General features: G+C 35.6%; 36 protein-coding genes and 1 tRNA gene. 9 read left to right on the forward strand and 28 right to left on the reverse strand.

What is annotated here, in order from left to right; all coding sequences use genetic code 11:
• Positions 1-69: 69 nt before the first annotated feature.
• The 22 genes from ACJQWY_RS02265 to ACJQWY_RS02370 all read right to left on the reverse strand — a co-directional run bounded on the left by ACJQWY_RS02265 (position 70) and on the right by ACJQWY_RS02370 (position 9,140).
• Complete coding sequence (locus ACJQWY_RS02265; RefSeq protein ID WP_407076141.1) at positions 70-300, reverse strand: hypothetical protein; 231 nt, start codon at positions 298-300, stop codon at positions 70-72.
• Between the two features lie 397 nt (positions 301-697).
• Complete coding sequence (locus ACJQWY_RS02270) at positions 698-1,120, reverse strand: helix-turn-helix domain-containing protein (RefSeq protein WP_407076142.1); 423 nt, start codon at positions 1,118-1,120, stop codon at positions 698-700.
• 1 nt (position 1,121) lies between these two features.
• Entirely contained in the window at positions 1,122-1,601 is a 480-nt protein-coding gene (locus ACJQWY_RS02275; protein ID WP_407076143.1) for a hypothetical protein, read from the reverse strand.
• Between the two features lie 169 nt (positions 1,602-1,770).
• Positions 1,771-2,235 carry a hypothetical protein gene (locus ACJQWY_RS02280; RefSeq protein WP_407076144.1) on the reverse strand — a complete coding sequence of 155 codons (465 nt, stop codon included), beginning with the start codon at positions 2,233-2,235 and terminating at the stop codon, positions 1,771-1,773.
• An 83-nt stretch (positions 2,236-2,318) separates the two neighbouring features.
• Complete coding sequence (locus ACJQWY_RS02285) at positions 2,319-3,044, reverse strand: hypothetical protein (RefSeq protein WP_407076145.1); 726 nt, start codon at positions 3,042-3,044, stop codon at positions 2,319-2,321.
• An 18-nt stretch (positions 3,045-3,062) separates the two neighbouring features.
• The gene (locus ACJQWY_RS02290; protein WP_407076146.1) at positions 3,063-3,470 is read right to left on the reverse strand and encodes a replication terminator protein; all 408 of its coding nucleotides are present in this window, start codon (positions 3,468-3,470) and stop codon (positions 3,063-3,065) included.
• 16 nt (positions 3,471-3,486) lie between these two features.
• Positions 3,487-3,699 (reverse strand): hypothetical protein, encoded by a 213-nt coding sequence (locus tag ACJQWY_RS02295; RefSeq protein ID WP_407076147.1) that lies wholly within the window; start codon positions 3,697-3,699, stop codon positions 3,487-3,489.
• Positions 3,678-3,929: a hypothetical protein gene (locus ACJQWY_RS02300; RefSeq protein ID WP_407076148.1), complete on the reverse strand. Its 252-nt coding sequence runs from the start codon at positions 3,927-3,929 to the stop codon at positions 3,678-3,680. The genes ACJQWY_RS02295 and ACJQWY_RS02300 overlap by 22 nt, the downstream gene beginning before the upstream one ends.
• Entirely contained in the window at positions 3,929-4,267 is a 339-nt protein-coding gene (locus ACJQWY_RS02305; RefSeq protein ID WP_407076149.1) for a hypothetical protein, read from the reverse strand. Before ACJQWY_RS02305 ends, ACJQWY_RS02300 begins: the two co-directional genes overlap by 1 nt.
• A 2-nt stretch (positions 4,268-4,269) precedes the next feature.
• Positions 4,270-4,713 carry a DUF1642 domain-containing protein gene (locus ACJQWY_RS02310; protein WP_407076150.1) on the reverse strand — a complete coding sequence of 148 codons (444 nt, stop codon included), beginning with the start codon at positions 4,711-4,713 and terminating at the stop codon, positions 4,270-4,272.
• Positions 4,706-5,062: a hypothetical protein gene (locus tag ACJQWY_RS02315; RefSeq protein ID WP_407076151.1), complete on the reverse strand. Its 357-nt coding sequence runs from the start codon at positions 5,060-5,062 to the stop codon at positions 4,706-4,708. The genes ACJQWY_RS02310 and ACJQWY_RS02315 overlap by 8 nt, the downstream gene beginning before the upstream one ends.
• Before the next feature lie 116 nt (positions 5,063-5,178).
• Positions 5,179-5,340 carry a hypothetical protein gene (locus ACJQWY_RS02320; protein ID WP_407076152.1) on the reverse strand — a complete coding sequence of 54 codons (162 nt, stop codon included), beginning with the start codon at positions 5,338-5,340 and terminating at the stop codon, positions 5,179-5,181.
• A gap of 2 nt (positions 5,341-5,342) precedes the next feature.
• Positions 5,343-5,513 (reverse strand): hypothetical protein, encoded by a 171-nt coding sequence (locus tag ACJQWY_RS02325; RefSeq protein ID WP_407076153.1) that lies wholly within the window; start codon positions 5,511-5,513, stop codon positions 5,343-5,345.
• Positions 5,510-5,698 carry a hypothetical protein gene (locus ACJQWY_RS02330; RefSeq protein ID WP_407076154.1) on the reverse strand — a complete coding sequence of 63 codons (189 nt, stop codon included), beginning with the start codon at positions 5,696-5,698 and terminating at the stop codon, positions 5,510-5,512. The genes ACJQWY_RS02325 and ACJQWY_RS02330 overlap by 4 nt, the downstream gene beginning before the upstream one ends.
• Positions 5,695-5,886, reverse strand: coding sequence for a helix-turn-helix domain-containing protein (locus ACJQWY_RS02335; RefSeq protein ID WP_407076155.1), 192 nt, complete (start codon positions 5,884-5,886; stop codon positions 5,695-5,697). Before ACJQWY_RS02335 ends, ACJQWY_RS02330 begins: the two co-directional genes overlap by 4 nt.
• A complete protein-coding gene (locus tag ACJQWY_RS02340; RefSeq protein WP_407076156.1) occupies positions 5,873-6,127 on the reverse strand; it encodes a hypothetical protein in 255 nt (84 codons plus the stop codon). Before ACJQWY_RS02340 ends, ACJQWY_RS02335 begins: the two co-directional genes overlap by 14 nt.
• Positions 6,120-6,563, reverse strand: coding sequence for a RusA family crossover junction endodeoxyribonuclease (locus ACJQWY_RS02345; protein WP_407076157.1), 444 nt, complete (start codon positions 6,561-6,563; stop codon positions 6,120-6,122). The genes ACJQWY_RS02340 and ACJQWY_RS02345 overlap by 8 nt, the downstream gene beginning before the upstream one ends.
• On the reverse strand, positions 6,560-6,763 hold the full coding sequence (locus ACJQWY_RS02350; RefSeq protein ID WP_407076158.1) for a hypothetical protein: 204 nt from the start codon (positions 6,761-6,763) through the stop codon (positions 6,560-6,562). The genes ACJQWY_RS02345 and ACJQWY_RS02350 overlap by 4 nt, the downstream gene beginning before the upstream one ends.
• On the reverse strand, positions 6,753-7,637 hold the full coding sequence (locus ACJQWY_RS02355) for a hypothetical protein (RefSeq protein WP_407076159.1): 885 nt from the start codon (positions 7,635-7,637) through the stop codon (positions 6,753-6,755). Before ACJQWY_RS02355 ends, ACJQWY_RS02350 begins: the two co-directional genes overlap by 11 nt.
• A gap of 9 nt (positions 7,638-7,646) precedes the next feature.
• Entirely contained in the window at positions 7,647-8,138 is a 492-nt protein-coding gene (locus ACJQWY_RS02360; RefSeq protein WP_407076160.1) for a single-stranded DNA-binding protein, read from the reverse strand.
• A 29-nt stretch (positions 8,139-8,167) separates the two neighbouring features.
• Entirely contained in the window at positions 8,168-8,737 is a 570-nt protein-coding gene (locus tag ACJQWY_RS02365; RefSeq protein WP_407076161.1) for an ERF family protein, read from the reverse strand.
• A 10-nt stretch (positions 8,738-8,747) separates the two neighbouring features.
• Positions 8,748-9,140 carry a hypothetical protein gene (locus ACJQWY_RS02370; protein ID WP_407076162.1) on the reverse strand — a complete coding sequence of 131 codons (393 nt, stop codon included), beginning with the start codon at positions 9,138-9,140 and terminating at the stop codon, positions 8,748-8,750.
• 156 nt (positions 9,141-9,296) lie between these two features.
• Here ACJQWY_RS02370 and ACJQWY_RS02375 point away from each other — a divergent pair, with 156 nt between their 5' ends.
• Positions 9,297-9,512 carry a hypothetical protein gene (locus ACJQWY_RS02375; protein ID WP_407076163.1) on the forward strand — a complete coding sequence of 72 codons (216 nt, stop codon included), beginning with the start codon at positions 9,297-9,299 and terminating at the stop codon, positions 9,510-9,512.
• Here the strand turns inward: ACJQWY_RS02375 and ACJQWY_RS02380 are convergent.
• The 4 genes from ACJQWY_RS02380 to ACJQWY_RS02395 form a co-directional block, all read right to left on the reverse strand.
• On the reverse strand, positions 9,509-9,763 hold the full coding sequence (locus tag ACJQWY_RS02380; protein ID WP_407076164.1) for a hypothetical protein: 255 nt from the start codon (positions 9,761-9,763) through the stop codon (positions 9,509-9,511). The two genes, ACJQWY_RS02375 and ACJQWY_RS02380, sit on opposite strands and share 4 nt — an antisense overlap.
• Entirely contained in the window at positions 9,763-9,930 is a 168-nt protein-coding gene (locus tag ACJQWY_RS02385) for a hypothetical protein (protein ID WP_407076165.1), read from the reverse strand. Before ACJQWY_RS02385 ends, ACJQWY_RS02380 begins: the two co-directional genes overlap by 1 nt.
• A 1-nt stretch (position 9,931) precedes the next feature.
• Positions 9,932-10,189 carry a hypothetical protein gene (locus tag ACJQWY_RS02390; protein ID WP_407076166.1) on the reverse strand — a complete coding sequence of 86 codons (258 nt, stop codon included), beginning with the start codon at positions 10,187-10,189 and terminating at the stop codon, positions 9,932-9,934.
• A gap of 95 nt (positions 10,190-10,284) precedes the next feature.
• The gene (locus ACJQWY_RS02395; RefSeq protein WP_407076167.1) at positions 10,285-11,061 is read right to left on the reverse strand and encodes a phage antirepressor; all 777 of its coding nucleotides are present in this window, start codon (positions 11,059-11,061) and stop codon (positions 10,285-10,287) included.
• A 302-nt stretch (positions 11,062-11,363) separates the two neighbouring features.
• On the opposite strand from ACJQWY_RS02395, the gene ACJQWY_RS02400 reads away from it, so the two are divergent.
• Positions 11,364-11,582, forward strand: a complete 219-nt coding sequence (locus ACJQWY_RS02400) for a hypothetical protein (protein ID WP_407076168.1) — start codon at positions 11,364-11,366, stop codon at positions 11,580-11,582.
• A 30-nt stretch (positions 11,583-11,612) separates the two neighbouring features.
• On the opposite strand, the gene ACJQWY_RS02405 is transcribed toward ACJQWY_RS02400, so the two are convergent.
• Positions 11,613-11,840: a hypothetical protein gene (locus ACJQWY_RS02405; protein WP_407076169.1), complete on the reverse strand. Its 228-nt coding sequence runs from the start codon at positions 11,838-11,840 to the stop codon at positions 11,613-11,615.
• Positions 11,841-12,117: 277 nt separating this feature from the next.
• On the opposite strand from ACJQWY_RS02405, the gene ACJQWY_RS02410 reads away from it, so the two are divergent.
• The 7 genes from ACJQWY_RS02410 to ACJQWY_RS02440 all read left to right on the forward strand — a co-directional run bounded on the left by ACJQWY_RS02410 (position 12,118) and on the right by ACJQWY_RS02440 (position 16,727).
• Positions 12,118-12,474, forward strand: a complete 357-nt coding sequence (locus ACJQWY_RS02410) for a helix-turn-helix domain-containing protein (protein ID WP_407076170.1) — start codon at positions 12,118-12,120, stop codon at positions 12,472-12,474.
• Between the two features lie 6 nt (positions 12,475-12,480).
• Positions 12,481-12,903: a hypothetical protein gene (locus ACJQWY_RS02415; protein ID WP_407076171.1), complete on the forward strand. Its 423-nt coding sequence runs from the start codon at positions 12,481-12,483 to the stop codon at positions 12,901-12,903.
• Positions 12,904-12,950: 47 nt separating this feature from the next.
• Positions 12,951-13,667, forward strand: coding sequence for an SHOCT domain-containing protein (locus ACJQWY_RS02420; RefSeq protein ID WP_407076172.1), 717 nt, complete (start codon positions 12,951-12,953; stop codon positions 13,665-13,667).
• A gap of 73 nt (positions 13,668-13,740) precedes the next feature.
• Positions 13,741-14,556, forward strand: a complete 816-nt coding sequence (locus ACJQWY_RS02425; protein ID WP_407076173.1) for an FxLYD domain-containing protein — start codon at positions 13,741-13,743, stop codon at positions 14,554-14,556.
• Between the two features lie 78 nt (positions 14,557-14,634).
• A complete protein-coding gene (locus tag ACJQWY_RS02430) occupies positions 14,635-14,955 on the forward strand; it encodes a DUF2628 domain-containing protein (RefSeq protein ID WP_407076174.1) in 321 nt (106 codons plus the stop codon).
• 73 nt (positions 14,956-15,028) lie between these two features.
• Positions 15,029-15,484 carry a hypothetical protein gene (locus ACJQWY_RS02435; RefSeq protein ID WP_407076175.1) on the forward strand — a complete coding sequence of 152 codons (456 nt, stop codon included), beginning with the start codon at positions 15,029-15,031 and terminating at the stop codon, positions 15,482-15,484.
• A 100-nt stretch (positions 15,485-15,584) separates the two neighbouring features.
• Positions 15,585-16,727 carry a tyrosine-type recombinase/integrase gene (locus ACJQWY_RS02440; RefSeq protein ID WP_407076176.1) on the forward strand — a complete coding sequence of 381 codons (1,143 nt, stop codon included), beginning with the start codon at positions 15,585-15,587 and terminating at the stop codon, positions 16,725-16,727.
• A gap of 134 nt (positions 16,728-16,861) precedes the next feature.
• Here ACJQWY_RS02440 and ACJQWY_RS02445 read toward each other — a convergent pair.
• A tRNA-Arg gene (locus ACJQWY_RS02445) sits at positions 16,862-16,933 on the reverse strand.
• Positions 16,934-16,951: the final 18 nt, after the last annotated feature.

Consider the following 16,951-nt stretch of genomic DNA (forward strand, 5'->3'; position numbering starts at 1 on the left):
ACTTTATTAATTATTCGATACTAACATAATAGCATCATTTGCGCCCTAGTGATGACCGCTAAAATACCGCTATTCTCCCGTTTTTAGAATTTCTTTACGTTCATCAATTAATCCCAATAACTCATTAATATCATCATTGGTCGCTTGTTTCTTAATGAATGAGCGTGCTGCCGATCGGTTGCGTAAATATCTTGCACGCTCTCGATTCTTTTCCTGCCATGCCTTATTAGCTTCATTTTGAGCCGTAGTCGATGGCTCTTCATATTTTTTAGGCCGTCCTACTTTATGTTCTCGTTCCATAAAGTCCCCCTTTATTTGAACACAGCAATCGCTAATGTAATTATCTGAATAACAATCATAGCCGTTAATAACTTCTCTGTTCTGTTGAATTTTTTCATTTTAATATGTTAATATGAGTACACCAAAAGAGGTCATCTCTGACCTCCGAAGGCAAGAGCCCTAACTAAGCAACTCTTTGATAAGACTGATTAATGAGATTACCACACCTATTAATGACAGCTTATCTGACCTTGACCAGGGCTCTTTTTGTTTTACCCTAGTTTTCCTTGATTTCCTTGATTTAATACTCATATCTCCCTCCTTTCTATATTTATATTATACTACCGATATTATATAAATACAACCATTTTTGCAAAATAAAATGACTTAATTTATTGATATTAAGTCACCTATCCAATTAATTTAATTTTTCAATTATCTCTTCTAAAGTCGTGACCATATTTTTTAACGCCACTTCTGCATTTTCATTTGTGTCTTCTTCTTCATCGTAATAACGATTAAAAGTTACATTAGAAACATCAACATTCTTGAACTTAACTTCGTCCAAAACACTTTGAACATCTTGGATAATATTTTTATTGATAAAAGGATGAGCCTCAATGAAATTAGCTATTGGGTCGCCTTCTAATTCAATGAGGCTATCCAAAACCTTACCAGGCGTGTCTGCGGTTGCCATAGCCAATGCTTGAAGCGTTTTAACAGTCATTCTATTAATAGGACGCTTCTTAGCGTCAGACAACGTGCTGGGTTGAATTCCGCTAATTTTAGCTACTTGATATCTTGTTAGATTTTTCTGTTCTAGATACTTATCAATTTGCATTTTAGTCCTCATCCTCTTCTTCATCCTCAATAACAACGCCTTCAAATTCTTTCATTTCAACGCCCAAATCTGCCAAAAACTTTAATTCATATTCAAAATCTGTATAAGCGTCACGTAAAGGCTTAACAACCGGTTCATTTTTAGACCAATCGTCTAAGGGCAACATTTCATCCAACGGTGTAAAGATTAACTTGCCATCCTTTTCTTTTCCGTTTCGATCGATATAGTCTTCTTCTTCGTAAGCTGAAGACATAAAATAATCTAAAGCATAAAAATACTCTTGATAAGCGTTCCGTAATTCTTCAAATGTGATTACATCGCGACCGGCTAGGCTGTCTTCATCTTCGTTCATTTGTAAATAATCTTCGCGGACTGTGAAGCGCCCATCAGCATATTCAACTTTTGGATTGGCTTCAATCATCTTTGTAAGTGCTTCGTCGCTCAAAATCTCGTTAATGTTTAATGCTGTTAATTCAACCATTTTATTATCCTCTTTTTTTCTGTTGTTTTTAATTACTTATCTAACTTACATAAATTATTATAATACGTTATAACGTATTAATCAACATGATTTATTGAATTAATTTAATTCTTTTTCGCGTTCATCAAGCAACATTTTTATTCGCAACCCCTTTATACAAAAAAGACCACTATTTTTTAGTGGTCTCTTCTTCTTTTTCATAAAATACAAGCAAGTTCATATGATTAACAAAGTTATAAGCAAACATTACTAAGGCTTCAATTAGTATCTCTTCGGCTCTTGTTTTTTCGAAATGAGTTTCTTTACATATTTTTGACCATTTCATACGCTTAAAGCATCTATATTCAAGAATGGTACGATGATCATTTGGCATATTCCTAGAAGCTCTCAGAATGGCGTCTAACGCGTCTTGCGCTTGTACGTGTAAAACAACCTTATCTTCTCTAGCGTTACCGTCAGGGCTCCCAGTGGGCATTCCGGATATGATTTGACCTTTAGCACTAGTAAAGTCTTCACCCGCCATATACATAATACGTTGCATTCCATTATCCATAAACCGTTTTGCTTTTTTATAAGTTTCATATTTGTTCAAAGTACGTTCATCTTCATCAAATAAATCAAACAATTCGTCCACTAACCTACGCCTCCATGGTAAAATAGAATTATCGTTTATCTACTTAACCGCCGGCGTGAGCTGGCTTTTTTATTTGCAATAAATTAAGCGATGACTACCATATCAGGCAATTTTTCAACTAGATAATCATGAATATTTTTCATTGCCTGTAATTTCCATGCTCCACCGTCTGCTTCAAATAGTGCCATCTTCATATCGCCGTTTGAATTATTAATCCGGTAGATAAATTCACTTTCTGGTTGTGCTACTTCCATAAACGTTCGATATGGTTGTAATTCCGCTGGGGATGGGACTTCTGCATTGGTCTTGCTTGCTACTCCTGACTTGACGATTGCCTTTTGGGTAATTCCATCATCTGAATAAGCTTGCTCATTGTTATCTACCAAATCGCCCGCAAACTTAATCAAAATATCTCGGTGATTGTTTTGAATAAACATTGACCGCATTTTAATTTGAAAGTCTTCTTGCTTGATGAAACGCTCAAACGGGAAATCCGGAATTAACGCGTTCGATTCTGCCAAAATAGGACGATTACCGTATTCATCTACAAAACCAAATACCCGGACTTCTGTTGGACTTACGACTTGTAATGAAACAACCTGTGCGGATAAAGCATCTGTTTTAATAGCTGTGACTAATCCTGTTAACGTGTGCATATCAATCGTAGCTGGCGCTCCGTTTGGTTCAAATCGTCGCACTTGTCCATTTTCAAGTAAAAATGTGTTGTCGCCATCGTGGATGATTGCCTTTTCGGCTGCTTGTACTGATTGGTTGTTCAAAAATTCTAGCGCTTCTTTAGTCATTGTCATAATAGTTAATCTCCCTTATTAGATGTATTTCTTAGTTGCTGTTTCAATTGGTGCTACTGTCGTTTCCCCGTGTACTGGCTCACCAGTATCAGTTAATAATTGGCCCGACTCTGGATCAATCATTGTCTGACCCGGAACATCTGTGTTCATCTCTCGCATTTCAATATTACCCGCACCATTTTCTCCAACTAAAACGCGAGTAATCTTTTCTTCTCGTGGCGCAAGTTTTGACTTAACCTCACTCGTCGTCACAATTGTTCCATCTGCGTCAATTTTAAAAGTGATTTTCAAGTTCAATTCACGTTTTGCTGATTGCTTAACATTTGGGTCAATCAAGTTGCGACCAACCTTTGCTAACTCTTCATTGATGTCTTCAGCTAACGCTCCCTTCGCCAAGCTGTTTAAATTCAAGTCAATTTTATTCATAATATTTATCCTCTTTCTATTTTTTGTTAAATTCAACAGCACTTAGCCAAGTGCCAATTAATGCATTCACACCATTTTCAGTGAATGTCATTTCAATAATTTTGTCCTTCTTACGTGGATAAGATTGTTTGGCTGTGATGGTAAATGTTCCGTCATCATTTGGTTGTAAGCCTAAAACAGATTCAATTACACCTTTTTGAACCATTGCTACATTTTCATATTGTGACATTTACTAACCCTCCAATAATTCTTTGTTCCTTTGACGATATAGTCGCCAACATCAGCTTCCATTTTACCTTCTAGAGTTCTAATGACCGTACGATCTCTTCGCACTTCAAAATCATGATAAGGAAATTGAATTTTACGTCGACCCGCATAGTACCTTACCCACGGTGGTAACTTTTCCGTTAAATCAATTTGCCATACATCAAGAACAATTGGCTTCTTTTTGGCTTTCATTAGCCAATCTCCCGATTAATTATTAATTGTGTAACTCCATCCCCAGTTTCTACTAGTTCAATAGTGACATCCATTTCAACGCACGTATGCTCACGTTCAACTACAACACTATATATTTCCAAAAGGAATGGGTTACCATCATGGAAGTCCTGTACGAAACCAAAAGTTGCTTCTAAGGATAGTGGAAAGGCATAATTTTCGCTCACTACTTCCGGTATCTCAAACGTTAGGACACCATAAATTTGATTAGTAATTCGCTTTAAATCATCTTTGTTTCCTGTTTTAATATCCTTAGCATTCGTACTCGTATTCCAAATTGTTTGTTTTGAAAATGTCATAACTATTCCTCCACCTCAATCGCATCAAAGTCTTTGTATGCATATAGCAGGGCATCTTTCAATTTTGGGTCTGTGATACGTGTAGCATAAGCAATGGCAGTCTTTCTAAGTGTCCATTCTTCGGTGTGCCAATATTCGGTAAGACCATTATCACTTAATTTTAAGACCAGCCAACTTGGTTCATCATAATCATGCTTATTTATAATTACCCAAGTCGGTGTTTTAACTTCAAACCCATAAATCCACGCTTTAGCAAAATTTTCTTGATTACCATCAATCACCCATTCGTACACATTATATACAGACGCTGGAACTGAGACCCCATTGTTACGACGCAACGCAATCTGTTCTAGATGTGTGAATGCTCCAAATAACGTATATCCTTCCTCTTTTTCATAGCTAATATAATCAGCCACTGCTTGCGGTACTTTGTATTTATCAGTCATTGTATTTCACCTTAACTTCCATTAAATCTGAAACCGTGTCATATACTCCGTTAGTAAGGTCTTTAGATTCAATAATTCGTTCATATTCCAATAATTTTTGATATCGATCATGATCTACAACGACTTTAATACCTGCAAATTTCAACTTACTTGTATCGTCTTTGTAAATAAAATCGAGTACAGCTATCTCTTTTTTAAATCCTTCAACTGGATCTGTTCCAATAAAATTTGTATATTCATTAAAGAAACTTAATTCGTTCAAAGTAGTCCTTGGATATAATCCAAATTCCAAATATTTTTGTTTTGCTTCTTTAATAATTTTTGATAATTCTGGTGTTAATTTATACATCATTTGTTCTCCAATCTTTTAATCAGTCCGCCAATATTTATCAATAACTTTTAATAGATTCTGTCTGTATTTCTAGTTGCTTTTTTGCACCACTACTAACAAACATCGAAGCCATTTCACCACTCCATTTCCTCAATCGTCATTTTAAAATTGTGTCCGTTATACGAGAACGAAAAAGTACTCTCTTTAAAATATTGACTATTGCTGACGTCAATCGCTTTTTCTGCTGCTTGCTTACCTAATGTTTTCTGCAATTCAATAAACTTTGTATCAGCCATTTTTATACCCTTTCAATCGTATATCCACTTTTTGTAGCATTCCTTCTTGAAACCGCACAGTAAACTGAATCAACTCTCATTCCTAAAAAATCAGAAACATCAAATACATCGCCAAACGTCACAGGCAGTTCGTCTCGGTCATAAACTACATAATTTGCTCTTTTGCCCTTCATAGCTCAACCTCCTCGACTTCAAAACCATCAAACTTGCTAACAACATGTCGCCCATACTGCGCCGTATTAATGCGTTCTGTGTAGGCTTTGCGTAAATCATCAGTAAACTGCCATGACCGTTTTCCATTTTCTAAATAGTGTTCTTTGAAATACAGCCCATCTTTATTTTTATATGCGTACTTCATTGTTCATAACCCATTAAATAGTCTGAACTAACTTTGAAATAATCAGCTAAAAATTTAACAGCGTATCTCGAAGGTTTTCTTTTACCAGATTCCCACTGACTAATCGTGTTCTGTGGCATATCGAGTTTTGTAGCTAATGACGTTTGTGAAATTTTTTGATTATTTCGCAACTCTTTAATTCTGTTCATCTTTGAGCCTCCGAAAATCTTCAATTAGCCTTTTAACAATAAACACCGAATAAATAACCATCAGTGCAAAAATCAACGCTCCACCGGCCGTAAAAATGTATCCAAGCGAGACTATCTTCAAAGCGAAATCAGAAGTCACAATTACCCAGTAAGTTGATAGGGCACAGACCACCAACCATTCCAGCATTAAATACAATGTTTTGATTAAATTGCGTGCTTTGTTTCTATAATCCTTATCCATCTTTCTTCCCCTGTTCCAATTCGAATAATTCCACTTCAATTCGTGGATCTCCAAAACGCTTTTTGGCCACAATATCGACAATCTGGCTATCATCGTGCCACAAAACAGTATTTAATCCATCTTCAAACGCCTTAATGTAATTCGACAAATCCGGCTTAGTGACTGGAAACCATTTTCCCAGCTTAACGAGCGCTCTCTGCCATTTTGTTGCACTTTTAGGTATTTGACGATAAAACGTAACTTCAAGGCGAATTGGTACCTTCTCGTCGATTTTAGGCACACTATTAGCGAACTTTGTTCCCATTAAACGTAACTGCTTTTTATAGTTAGCTGTTTTAATTGGATCGTAGACTTTAACAAAACTTCCCCGTTTCGAAAAACGAGGGCGCTCTTGTTGTTGTGGTTCAATGTTAAAACTGAATTTATTGTGAATCATTCGTAATAGCCTCCACACTCGATAAAGCGATCTTGGGCGTTATATTGTTCATTCAAATCCATTAAATCTTCAAGTAACCCTGGCACTGCAGCGTCACCAGCATACAGATTCGATAAGTCTTTAACCTTTTCATCAAACTCACGCGCCAGTTCATCTCGTTCATCTTCAAGCTTTTGCAACTCAAAGTTACTAATTGCCATTACTAATACCTCCGCTTGAAATCGCCGTATTCACTCTGTCTATTAATCCGTTTTCAAAGTACCGGCCAAACATATTGAAATTAGCTAAACGTGGCTTCATGTACTCTAATTGAGCTTCTGCCGCCTCTTTAATCACTGCTAGTATTCCTTTATCTTTGCCGTGTACTTTTTCTTTGAAATTTAGAACCTCATTGCCATCATCTAACAACGTTCTTAATCGCCAATACTGACTAACGACCGCATTAATTGCTTCAAAGGCTTGGTCTGGATTATCTACAATCAAATCTGAAAACAAGTCATTAACTAATCCTTCTACTTGTGGATTGTCATCTAGCAATTCAGCTATTGTTGTTTTGGGAAATGCTTCTGCTGATTTTTGAATTTCTAATGATTGATTATATTCATCATCATCCTTAACCTGTACTAGACTAACCTTACCTAACCTACCCTGTTCTAGAATTTTTCTAGAAATAAATTGCCGACTTTCTAGAATATTTCTAGAAACATCCTCAAGTATTGATGTATCTGCGTTTTCATCCAACTCATAACGCTTATTAATACTTCGTAACTGTGCTTTTTCGTATTTGGCATTTGTGATAGTTTTTTTAGACGGCTCTACTCGATTCATAGTAGGCCAATCAGTAATAACTACATACCCAGTTTTAAAAGCCAAAACATATCCTTTACCCAACAGCACATCAAATACATTTTCGCCATAACCTAACATTCTTCGAATTCGTTTTGGATTCGAAACAAACCCATCATCATCAGCTCGCACCGTTAAATGTGAAAATAAATTTTGTGACTCTGATGGCATTTCTAAAAAGTCGTCGCTATCATAAATATCTAGACTTATCATTCTTCTCTTTGCCATATTTCACCTCTAAAATGGTAAATTATCATCAACAGCTTGATCACTTACAAACGGGCTATTTTGACTTTGCGCGACTTGTTGTGTGAACGGGCTAGCCTGTGCATTGCCGAAATTAACATTGCCTTGATTGTTAGTTGGAGCTGTATAACCATTTTGATTGTCGCTACGCCGCGATTCAGATTCAGCTCGTGTTTCGATTAAATCAAAATTATCAACTACAACTTCCGTCGTATAAATTTTCTGCCCTTGATTATTTTGATAACTGCCCGTTTCAATCCGGCCCTCAACTGCAACCCGTGAACCCTTTGAAACAAAATTAGCCAAATTCTCAGCGCCTTTGGACCAAATTTTGCAGTTAATAAAATCTGTCTCACGCTCTCCGTTTTGGTTTGTACGACGACGGTCAACAGCCATCGAAAACGAACCAACTGCTGTTCCAGATTGGGTATAACGCAATTCAACATCACGAGCCAATCGACCCACTAATACAACTTTATTCATTGATCTCACTCCTTTTTGATTCTATATTTCTAAAACGGTAACTCATTATCATTCACCTTTTGCCCATTATTAAATGGACTGCTTTGTTGATTGATTGGTTGCTTATATCCTGTATTATTTCGACCTGCAGCGTTTCTACGAACGTTTTGATTGTTGTTAGGATAATTATTTCTATTATTATTTTGATAGCCTTGTCGACCTCTTTGGTCTGTCTTAACAGCGTTCCCATCATCATCAATATCGGCAGCGATGCCAAAGGCCATACTCAATGAGTAACGCCGCGCGTAAGTTAATGCGCTTCCTTCGGCTTGAGCCGCGTTTGTACCACGATTGCCTAGTCCATCAGCAACTCGACTTCCTGGAAGTTCTAAAACCTCTCCATAGCCGTAAATAGTCGTATACATAAGCCCATCTCGAACTGTATTAGTCCAGAAGAACTTTGCTCCAGCTTTCTTTTTAGCGTTGTTGATAGCGGCCACGACTCCATCCAAATTCACATAACCAGATTTAAACATTGGATTTTCAGACGTTTTTTTAGGCTGCTCAATATTCTCTTGAGTCGCACCCAGCGCTTCGTAAATTGTATTGAATTCAGTCATTTCGTAACCCTCACTTTAAATTTAAAATATGCGTAGGTTTATAGACCGTCACTTTATCTAAGTCCGCTTCAATATCTTCTCCAAACTTAGTCTTTAATTGTTTTGGAGTTTTAATAGCAAATGCATCTAACCCGTACTTTTTAAAAAACGCCTGTTTATTCTTCTCGTTGTCGGGTATAGTAGTCCGCATACTTTCTGTATATTGAGCGTGATTAAATTTTTGACCTGACTCAAAACGCTTCTTCAATTCATCCTTGGCGGCTTTAAAAGTGGGCTCAATATACTTACTTATATAAGCAAATTCTTCCAATTGTTCGTTAGACATATTCGCTATTTGTTGTTTAGTTAATTGGCTCATTCCGTAAATTTCACCAAATTCAGTTACAATTTTTAGTTCATTCATGTTAAAATTCTCCTCGTATTAGTACATGACTAGCTAAGCTTGGCGGCGGCTAGTCTTTTTTGTGTTTGCGACTTTTTCATTGTTGTTCTCTCCTGCTTTGATACAATTAATTTACCGGCTCATTTGCCTAGTCCCTAAATGAAAGGAGAAAGCGATATGAAAGCAGTAACAGGATTTATTCAAGAAGCTCTTTCAAACAAGAACTCGGTTGAAATTCACCTAACATCTGGTGAACATTTTAAAGCCAATAAATTTTTGGGTTTAACTGACATTCTAAAAGTTTCACTAGAAGTTTCTGATTCTCTTGGTGATCATGAAACTAAATATTTTATTGACCCTGACAGTGTCACATATTTTAAAATTCACGATTAATCAGTAGTTACATCTAACAACTTAGCAATGGCTGCAACCATTTCTGAGTTGTTTTTTGTTTTGTCCCCTAATGTCTCCACGACGAATTTTTTAACGGCATCGATAATATGTTGATTGTATTCTTCTACTACACTCAACATATCAGCAATGCTTTCAACCATCCCGGGGCTATATTTCGTTTGTTCATCTTCAAGTGTCGATATGACAAATTTTTGAACTGTTTCACTTACGTTATAATCAATTTTTTTCATTACTTCTCTCCTGAAATATGATTGTGCCACTGGTCTGCCACTTGCCAGGGCTCTAAGTTATGCTGCTCTGCACGTCGATTAGTAGGCGTTTCAATCAACCGTTCTGCAATCAACATTGAAAATAGAATCGCTATAGCTCCTAAAATAAAAAATACTAATTCCGTCATTTCACTTACCTCCTATTTTCGATGAATAACTTTCCAGCCATTCATCCAGTTCTCTTTTGTCATAAAAATCAATTGCTATTCCTTGATCTACCAACGTCCTATATGGAATTTCGGCATTCTTTTTTAGTTCATAAAAAACCGTTCTACCGAATGGCAGATATGCAATAGCTTTTTTATCACTATCTATCCAAGGTGAATCGCTATTTTTTTCGCGAATAGCATCGGCTAAATCGCGAATTACTTCAACCATGCTGTTCATATTATTTCTCCAAGCCGGGATGACTTTTTATTTGTCTAATAATTTAGTTGTTGGGATAAAGTTATAGGGCGTTAATTCTTTTACACCCACCACACTTATGCAACATCATTACGTTCAATGGTTGGCAACACTCCGTCATTTTTAAGCAAGTTATAAATGAATACACGACCTTTTTGTGTCCACTTCGTATTCATCTTTACGTCATTGCTGCCATCTTTTTTAGTGATGTCGACAGTTTCGCTGAAAGTGTACCCGTGATTTTTATGTTTGGCGTAAAGCAACCACTGTCCGCCAACTTTGTGCTGAACACCTAAATCATGCAACTTAGCATTCATTTTCTGTGCCGACCAGCCATAGTCTTCAGCAATCTGACTAATCGTTACCAATGACTTTGACTTCATAATCCGGTCATAATAATCAGCTTTGGGACGACTTTCAGCAACTTGCTGTTGTAACATTAGCTTTTGATTTCGTTCTTCTTTTAACTGTTTTGCCAAATTAATAATTGTATCTGGGTCAGTAAGAACTTCTTCAATTTTTGAATCAGTTAGATAACCACCGTTTTTACGAATGGTTGGAAGGACATCAGATGTTACCCACTTCTTAAAGCGCTTTGCTGATTCTAGCTTCGATCCAAAGATTAATGAGTAAACGCCAGATTCATTAATTACTGTCATACTCCGTTTTTGACCTGACCCGCTAAATTGGCGGGTCAGCTTTTCATCTTTTTCAATATGATCACGAACCGCTTTATCTGAATCTTTATATCCCAATACTTCAGCTACATCTTTACCAACGAAATATGGTTCATTTTCAATTAACACCGTTCGAACATCTGACTGTTCAAAATTAAAAATTTGTACTTCATTCATGTTTACTTCTCCTTAATTTATGATTGATAATTTTTAAATATTAACAATATTACAACGTTGTTATATAATAAACTTACTTATTAAATTGCCCTCTTAATTAGCGATAATTAAGTAGCATCGGGTGAATTCAAGGAAAGCCTAAACTGATACAACAGCAAGGTAACCCTGAGCCAAGCGTTATATGTCTTAAAGAATAACGAAGGTGCAACGCATAGATGGTGACTGACATAAATAATCCATCCACGAGCGCCCGACAGCCTTAATGGTTGAAAAGATATGCTGAGCTAAATAGAAATATTTAGATGTTAGTGATAAAAAACTCTAACGATAACAATTTGATTACGTCTGTACATGCAAACGCTTTACCTAATGTAGAAAAGATGATGGGAGCTGACTTTATGAAAAAAAACAAAACATTTGCGTCAGCTCAATCTGCAACACAGCAACTTGCTAAAACATTTACTGAAAATGGAATACATTCTCTTGCATACAATGTTTCAAAGGCAAATGGTAATCATTAATAAGTATTTAGCTCCATTAGGAGCTTTTTTTTATACATTTTGACTAACTTGATTTTTTTTAAATTCAATAAATTCAAGAATTTCTGCCCAAATCTCTTTATCTCGTTCAGTTGCTGTTTTTCCTTCACCGACAACCATTTTTTTAACCAAAGTTGAAATCTGTGGTACTGGACTATTTTCAAAAAAATGACGTCCAATGTCTGATTGATTTAAATGCGCTTTAGCTAATTCTTCTCGCCAACTCCAAATATCTGACATACTTTCTAGCCTCCTTTTAGTAATTTTGTTACTTTTTTTGTAAGTTATATATTTACAAGTTACAAGTTTAATACTATAATTACATAATAAATACGCATAACAAAAAGCCTTATCTTACATTTATCCCTCCCCCAAAGATTGATAATTAAGTAAGCTCTTTTATTATGTTTTTTGTAACTAACTAACTTACAAGAATAGTATAAACTACAAGTTTGTAACTTGTCAATACGTTTTTATCAAACTTGTAACCATATACTTATAAACGAGGTTTTAAACAATGTCTTTATATGAACGAACAAAACAAGCTGCAGACGCTCGCAAATTATCTTTAAAATATGTAGCATCCCAAGCCGGATTAGCCGAAAATGCGATTTATAGATGGGATACAAATAATCCTAAATCAGAAAATTTAAACAAAGTAGCTAATGTATTAAACGTTTCTGTCGACTATCTATTAGGTAATACAGACGACTTGAACTCAGCAAGGACTCATGCCGGGTGGTCTGACGCAGACTTAAACGATGCTATTAGCAACGCGCAGGCTTTTAATGGTAAACCAATCACTGAATCCGATAAAAAGAAAATACGGGAATCATTGATTGCATGGTTAGATAGTGACGACGACGAGGAATAACAATTTATGGATAAATATAAAGATAAAGCGAAATCAGTTGGTGTTAAACTCATTTGGGTTAACAAACCTTTACTAAACGGCGGATATAACATCGCTGGCGAATTTAAAGGTTTTCATACTGGCGTTATTTTTATTCAAAGCGATCTTTCTTCGTCAGAGATAGATTATGTATTTAATCATGAATTGGGGCAGCTTTTAGACGGTTCCCCTATCACTAAACTTTCATCAACTATGCTACACAGTCAAAGTGAAGCTCGAGCTAATGAATACATGATTCATCAAAAAGTAATTGAATGGCTTAAAACATTCGAAGGAAATTACGATACGGGTCTTTATCCAGAAAGATTTCTTCGCTGGGCTGGACTAGATATTAGAAAATTTTATTATGTTGCTGAAAAAGAAATTAAAGAGGTCATTTCAGCAATTTAATTGTGAAAATATGATCTATGCAGTCAGACTGTAATCAAGGAGCTAGTATGAAATTATTTAAAACTAAAGAAGAAAAACAAAGAATTAAGGAAGAAGAAGCAAAAATACAGCAAGAAGAAGAAAAACGACAACAAGAATTAGAGTTAAAATTCGACTTGCTCGTTAAGAACATTACCGACACCCCACTAGATGATTTAGCCCAATCAACAGACGAAGTTATTCTAAAAAATACTGAGAGATTATTTTTTAAAGTCGACTTTTTAGTCAATTGGCAAGAAAACAGGACGAGAACAGAACGCGTTGGCTATTCAGGATTATCTTCTAATATTAAAATCACCAAGAACATTAGCTATCGTGTTGGAAATATAAAACCTATGGTAAACACAATTACTGAACAAAAGATAATAAGACAAGGGAAAATCTACATAACAAACAAAAGATTAATAATGGCTTCAAGTCAAAACCCTGGAGAAATATCTTTATCTTCTATTGTGAATATAATTCCCTATACTGATGGTATTGAATTTCAAAGATCACGGGGTAAGAATATTATTATGACCGGTTTTAACGGCCTACCTGTTATGATCATTATTCAAAGATTGATTTCTGAGGGGTGGAAAGTACCAAAAAATAATAAGAATACTAAGTCATTAGATTCATCGCTTATTGCAGATGAAATTAGAAAATTGGCAGAGTTAAAAGAACAAGGTTTCTTAACACAAGAAGAATTTGACGACCAAAAACAGAAATTATTAAACAAATAAATCACTCCCCGCCCTGCGGGATACATATGTGCTAAGCATCCACACTAAAAGGCTTATTTTAAGGAGCTATATTATGAATACCACCCCTTGGTTTAAGAAGAAACCTTTTATTTTTTCTTCAATCGCTATTGTTTTAATCGCTATTATCGGAACTATCTTCTACTTTACTACTCAAAATAAAGAAGACCAAACTTACGACGATCAATTCATGTCTAGCCTTAGCAAAGGTTTAGAACGTCGTTGGGATATCACCGATTCAACCCCTGATGATGAATTTGGTAAAGCTGAATACAAGAAATCTATTAATGCCGAATTGGATTCTGTTGAACAGTATCAGGACAAAAAATTTAAAGATTCTAAGTTAAAAGAACAAGCTGTTTCATATGTTAATGTTCTTAAAGATTCAAAATCAACTTTAGATTCTTATGGTTCTGACTCATTTCACGATGATTGGGAAGCTCAATATAACAAACGTACTGGTATCTTAGTAAAAATTAATAACATTCAAAAAATTAAAGTTTCAAAGAAATATCAAGATAATCTTGATGAGATTCTGGGTTCTGGCCATGCTGCTAATAAAAACGATACATTTAAAACTAATTTAAATAACATCTTTAAGTCTGCTGATTTCCAAGCGCAACCTGATGAAGACTATGAGGAGGGCGACTACTTAGACTACACAGCAACTGTTAAGAATACCACCGGTGAAGACATTGAAGATTTTACCGCAGATATTAAATTAAAAGATGAAAGCGGAACTGTTGTAGACACTGATTATATTGATGCTGATTCTTGGAATAAAGATGAATCAGTTAATTTTGAAATTTCAACTGATAAGCATTTTTCTTCTTATGAAGTAAAGATCACTAATGCTACTATTGCAAAATAAATCACTCCCCGCCCTGCGGGATACATATGTGCTAAGCATCCACATTAAAAGGCTTATTTTAAGGAGCTATATTTATTTATGAATGTTAATTTAAAGAACCCTAACACTAATCAAGTTAAACAAGCTAAAATCGGCTATTCGTGGACTACTCTATTTTTTGGATTCTTTCCAGCCTTATTTCGAGGTGATTGGAAATGGTTTGCCATTATTGCATTAACAGGGATAATCGTAGGTGCACCATGCTCGGTAGTTGGAAGTATGGCTGTCTATATTGTATATTCATTTATTTATAACAAATTATACATTAAAGAATTGCTAAATAAAGGGTTCGTAGCAATGGATGATGCATCGCAAGATATTTTAGTAAGCAATGGTATTATAATCCCAAATAATAATTAGAAATATTCTCCGCCCTGCGGGATACATATGTGCTAAGCATCCACACTAAAAGGCTCATTTTAGGGAGTATGGTTTGAGTAAAAATTATAAGAAAATATTGTTGGGACTAATTACATTAATTTTCATTGGTGTTGTTGGATATTTAATTGCTAACAACCAGCATCAAAGCTCTAATGACGTTGCAAAGTCAAGTAGTCAAAAGAGTTCTTCAAGCAGTTCTAAAAAGCAAAAATCAAGCTCAAGTGAATCTTCTTCCTCTGTTTCTGAATCATCTGTGAGCGAATCAGAACAAAGCAGCGTAGAAAATGCCCAAGAGCAACAAACGCAAGTACAACAACAAGCACCAGTTGAAAACAGCCAAGGTTCAGATGAACCTGCTACTTTATCAGAATTTGTGAATAAATACGGTGTTACTCCTGCTGTATGGTTAATGCAAAATAAAGGTATGTCTGCCCAAGATGCGCTAGCCGCTACTCCAGATTACATGGAAACATCGGGCGAAATTCAAACTGAGTTTCTTGGACAATAAATGCCCCTACCCGCTCTGCGGGATACATATTCGACCTGAGCAAGTCGTTAAACTACTTACTCATTAATTTCTCCAAGCCGGGATGCAGGAGGAAATTAAAATGAGTTATAAAAAACAAGCTGACGGAACATATTCTGTTCGCGTCCGTTATACCGATTCTCTTGGCAAGCGCCATGAGAAAAAGAAAAAAGGCATCAAGTCCGTCACTTTGGCCAAAAAGTGGGAACGAGATGTCTTAAACAGAATTGATGCTGGAGAGTTTGATAAATTTAGTTCTGATATGACGTTAAATGACGCATTTGATATGTGGCTAAAAAATTATAGAAAACAGGTTAAACCAGTCACATATCGAAAAACAGAACGTTTTATCAATAATCATATTTTAACATCAAATTGGTTTGATCAGGTAAAAGTCGATAAAATCAATTTAATCGCCGTACAATCATTTTTAAATGATTTAAGCACGACCAATACTGATTATCGAAAAAATATTTACCCATTCAAACAAACTTTGAAAATGTTGGTATCACTTGAAATTATCAAATCTAATCCATTTGATAAAGTGACATATCCAAAATCTAAAGCTAAGCCCGTATTTTTGGATCGAGTTGATTATTATACTAAGCAACAACTTTCAACTTTTCTTGAAGAAACTGAAAAATTATATGGTAATCAAAAATATTATTATATATTCGCGTTGTTTAGATTATTAGCTTTTACAGGAATGCGCCGAGGAGAAGCGTTAGCTTTGAGTTGGGAAGACTTTGATTTCAAAGATAATACAATCGTTATTAACAAAGCGTTGTCGATTGATGTTAAAGCTCACACTATTCTTAGCACTCCCAAAACCAAGGCTGGATATAGGACTGTTAAAGTTGACTCAAAAACAATGTCTATTTTAAAACATTGGCAAGCTCTCCAAGCATCAATTATTTTAAAGATAGGTATTTCATCCAAAAATTTAGTATTCACCGGAAACGACTTTCAAAGTTATTTAACAGTCACCAAGCCTAGACGCTGGTGTGAAAATATAACCAAAAAAGCTAACCTTCCTAGAATTAAAATTCATGGATTCAGACATACCTACGCAACGCTTTCAGTACAAGCTGGAATGAATGTCAAACAATTGCAGTATCAACTTGGCCACGACGATGTTCAAACTACGCTTGCAATTTATACAGCCGTAACCGAAGAAATGAAAGCGACCACTGCGGATATTTTTACTAGTTTAGTTAACTTCTAAAAGTCCCCACTTCAGGTCCCCTTTTATTCGGACTTCAACGTACTCCTGCGGACTTTTACGGACATGTATAAACAAAAGAACCCCCGTTATATCAACGATTATGCTGATATAACGGGGGTTCTAAATGTTAATGATGCGCACCGGGGGAATCGAACCCTCATCTCAAGAACCGGAATCTCACGTGATATCCATTACACTAGGCGCGCCTTAACAACTCAATAAGT

Source organism: Weissella kandleri, from assembly GCF_045504165.1.
In the GTDB taxonomy this organism is placed as follows: Bacteria; Bacillota; Bacilli; order Lactobacillales; family Lactobacillaceae; genus Weissella; species Weissella kandleri_A.

What these genes read in the sequence shown, in the direction of transcription:
- ACJQWY_RS02400 (WP_407076168.1), top strand. Translation starts at nt 11,364, where the DNA reads ATGTTAGTGATAAAAAACTCTAACGATAACAATTTGATTACGTCTGTA.
- ACJQWY_RS02415 (WP_407076171.1), top strand. Translation starts at nt 12,481, where the DNA reads ATGGATAAATATAAAGATAAAGCGAAATCAGTTGGTGTTAAACTCATT.
- ACJQWY_RS02275 (WP_407076143.1), bottom strand. Translation starts at nt 1,601, where the DNA reads ATGGTTGAATTAACAGCATTAAACATTAACGAGATTTTGAGCGACGAA.
- ACJQWY_RS02380 (WP_407076164.1), bottom strand. Translation starts at nt 9,763, where the DNA reads ATGAAAAAAATTGATTATAACGTAAGTGAAACAGTTCAAAAATTTGTC.
- ACJQWY_RS02310 (WP_407076150.1), bottom strand. Translation starts at nt 4,713, where the DNA reads ATGACTGATAAATACAAAGTACCGCAAGCAGTGGCTGATTATATTAGC.
- ACJQWY_RS02425 (WP_407076173.1), top strand. Translation starts at nt 13,741, where the DNA reads ATGAATACCACCCCTTGGTTTAAGAAGAAACCTTTTATTTTTTCTTCA.
- ACJQWY_RS02305 (WP_407076149.1), bottom strand. Translation starts at nt 4,267, where the DNA reads ATGACATTTTCAAAACAAACAATTTGGAATACGAGTACGAATGCTAAG.
- ACJQWY_RS02345 (WP_407076157.1), bottom strand. Translation starts at nt 6,563, where the DNA reads ATGATTCACAATAAATTCAGTTTTAACATTGAACCACAACAACAAGAG.
- ACJQWY_RS02385 (WP_407076165.1), bottom strand. Translation starts at nt 9,930, where the DNA reads ATGACGGAATTAGTATTTTTTATTTTAGGAGCTATAGCGATTCTATTT.
- ACJQWY_RS02360 (WP_407076160.1), bottom strand. Translation starts at nt 8,138, where the DNA reads ATGAATAAAGTTGTATTAGTGGGTCGATTGGCTCGTGATGTTGAATTG.
- ACJQWY_RS02375 (WP_407076163.1), top strand. Translation starts at nt 9,297, where the DNA reads ATGAAAGCAGTAACAGGATTTATTCAAGAAGCTCTTTCAAACAAGAAC.
- ACJQWY_RS02285 (WP_407076145.1), bottom strand. Translation starts at nt 3,044, where the DNA reads ATGACAATGACTAAAGAAGCGCTAGAATTTTTGAACAACCAATCAGTA.
- ACJQWY_RS02430 (WP_407076174.1), top strand. Translation starts at nt 14,635, where the DNA reads ATGAATGTTAATTTAAAGAACCCTAACACTAATCAAGTTAAACAAGCT.
- ACJQWY_RS02410 (WP_407076170.1), top strand. Translation starts at nt 12,118, where the DNA reads ATGTCTTTATATGAACGAACAAAACAAGCTGCAGACGCTCGCAAATTA.
- ACJQWY_RS02420 (WP_407076172.1), top strand. Translation starts at nt 12,951, where the DNA reads ATGAAATTATTTAAAACTAAAGAAGAAAAACAAAGAATTAAGGAAGAA.
- ACJQWY_RS02365 (WP_407076161.1), bottom strand. Translation starts at nt 8,737, where the DNA reads ATGACTGAATTCAATACAATTTACGAAGCGCTGGGTGCGACTCAAGAG.
- ACJQWY_RS02290 (WP_407076146.1), bottom strand. Translation starts at nt 3,470, where the DNA reads ATGAATAAAATTGACTTGAATTTAAACAGCTTGGCGAAGGGAGCGTTA.
- ACJQWY_RS02270 (WP_407076142.1), bottom strand. Translation starts at nt 1,120, where the DNA reads ATGCAAATTGATAAGTATCTAGAACAGAAAAATCTAACAAGATATCAA.
- ACJQWY_RS02390 (WP_407076166.1), bottom strand. Translation starts at nt 10,189, where the DNA reads ATGAACAGCATGGTTGAAGTAATTCGCGATTTAGCCGATGCTATTCGC.
- ACJQWY_RS02340 (WP_407076156.1), bottom strand. Translation starts at nt 6,127, where the DNA reads ATGGATAAGGATTATAGAAACAAAGCACGCAATTTAATCAAAACATTG.
- ACJQWY_RS02350 (WP_407076158.1), bottom strand. Translation starts at nt 6,763, where the DNA reads ATGGCAATTAGTAACTTTGAGTTGCAAAAGCTTGAAGATGAACGAGAT.
- ACJQWY_RS02300 (WP_407076148.1), bottom strand. Translation starts at nt 3,929, where the DNA reads ATGAAAGCCAAAAAGAAGCCAATTGTTCTTGATGTATGGCAAATTGAT.
- ACJQWY_RS02335 (WP_407076155.1), bottom strand. Translation starts at nt 5,886, where the DNA reads ATGAACAGAATTAAAGAGTTGCGAAATAATCAAAAAATTTCACAAACG.
- ACJQWY_RS02325 (WP_407076153.1), bottom strand. Translation starts at nt 5,513, where the DNA reads ATGAAGGGCAAAAGAGCAAATTATGTAGTTTATGACCGAGACGAACTG.
- ACJQWY_RS02320 (WP_407076152.1), bottom strand. Translation starts at nt 5,340, where the DNA reads ATGGCTGATACAAAGTTTATTGAATTGCAGAAAACATTAGGTAAGCAA.
- ACJQWY_RS02395 (WP_407076167.1), bottom strand. Translation starts at nt 11,061, where the DNA reads ATGAATGAAGTACAAATTTTTAATTTTGAACAGTCAGATGTTCGAACG.
- ACJQWY_RS02440 (WP_407076176.1), top strand. Translation starts at nt 15,585, where the DNA reads ATGAGTTATAAAAAACAAGCTGACGGAACATATTCTGTTCGCGTCCGT.
- ACJQWY_RS02370 (WP_407076162.1), bottom strand. Translation starts at nt 9,140, where the DNA reads ATGAATGAACTAAAAATTGTAACTGAATTTGGTGAAATTTACGGAATG.
- ACJQWY_RS02295 (WP_407076147.1), bottom strand. Translation starts at nt 3,699, where the DNA reads ATGTCACAATATGAAAATGTAGCAATGGTTCAAAAAGGTGTAATTGAA.
- ACJQWY_RS02330 (WP_407076154.1), bottom strand. Translation starts at nt 5,698, where the DNA reads ATGAAGTACGCATATAAAAATAAAGATGGGCTGTATTTCAAAGAACAC.
- ACJQWY_RS02315 (WP_407076151.1), bottom strand. Translation starts at nt 5,062, where the DNA reads ATGTATAAATTAACACCAGAATTATCAAAAATTATTAAAGAAGCAAAA.
- ACJQWY_RS02265 (WP_407076141.1), bottom strand. Translation starts at nt 300, where the DNA reads ATGGAACGAGAACATAAAGTAGGACGGCCTAAAAAATATGAAGAGCCA.
- ACJQWY_RS02355 (WP_407076159.1), bottom strand. Translation starts at nt 7,637, where the DNA reads ATGGCAAAGAGAAGAATGATAAGTCTAGATATTTATGATAGCGACGAC.
- ACJQWY_RS02405 (WP_407076169.1), bottom strand. Translation starts at nt 11,840, where the DNA reads ATGTCAGATATTTGGAGTTGGCGAGAAGAATTAGCTAAAGCGCATTTA.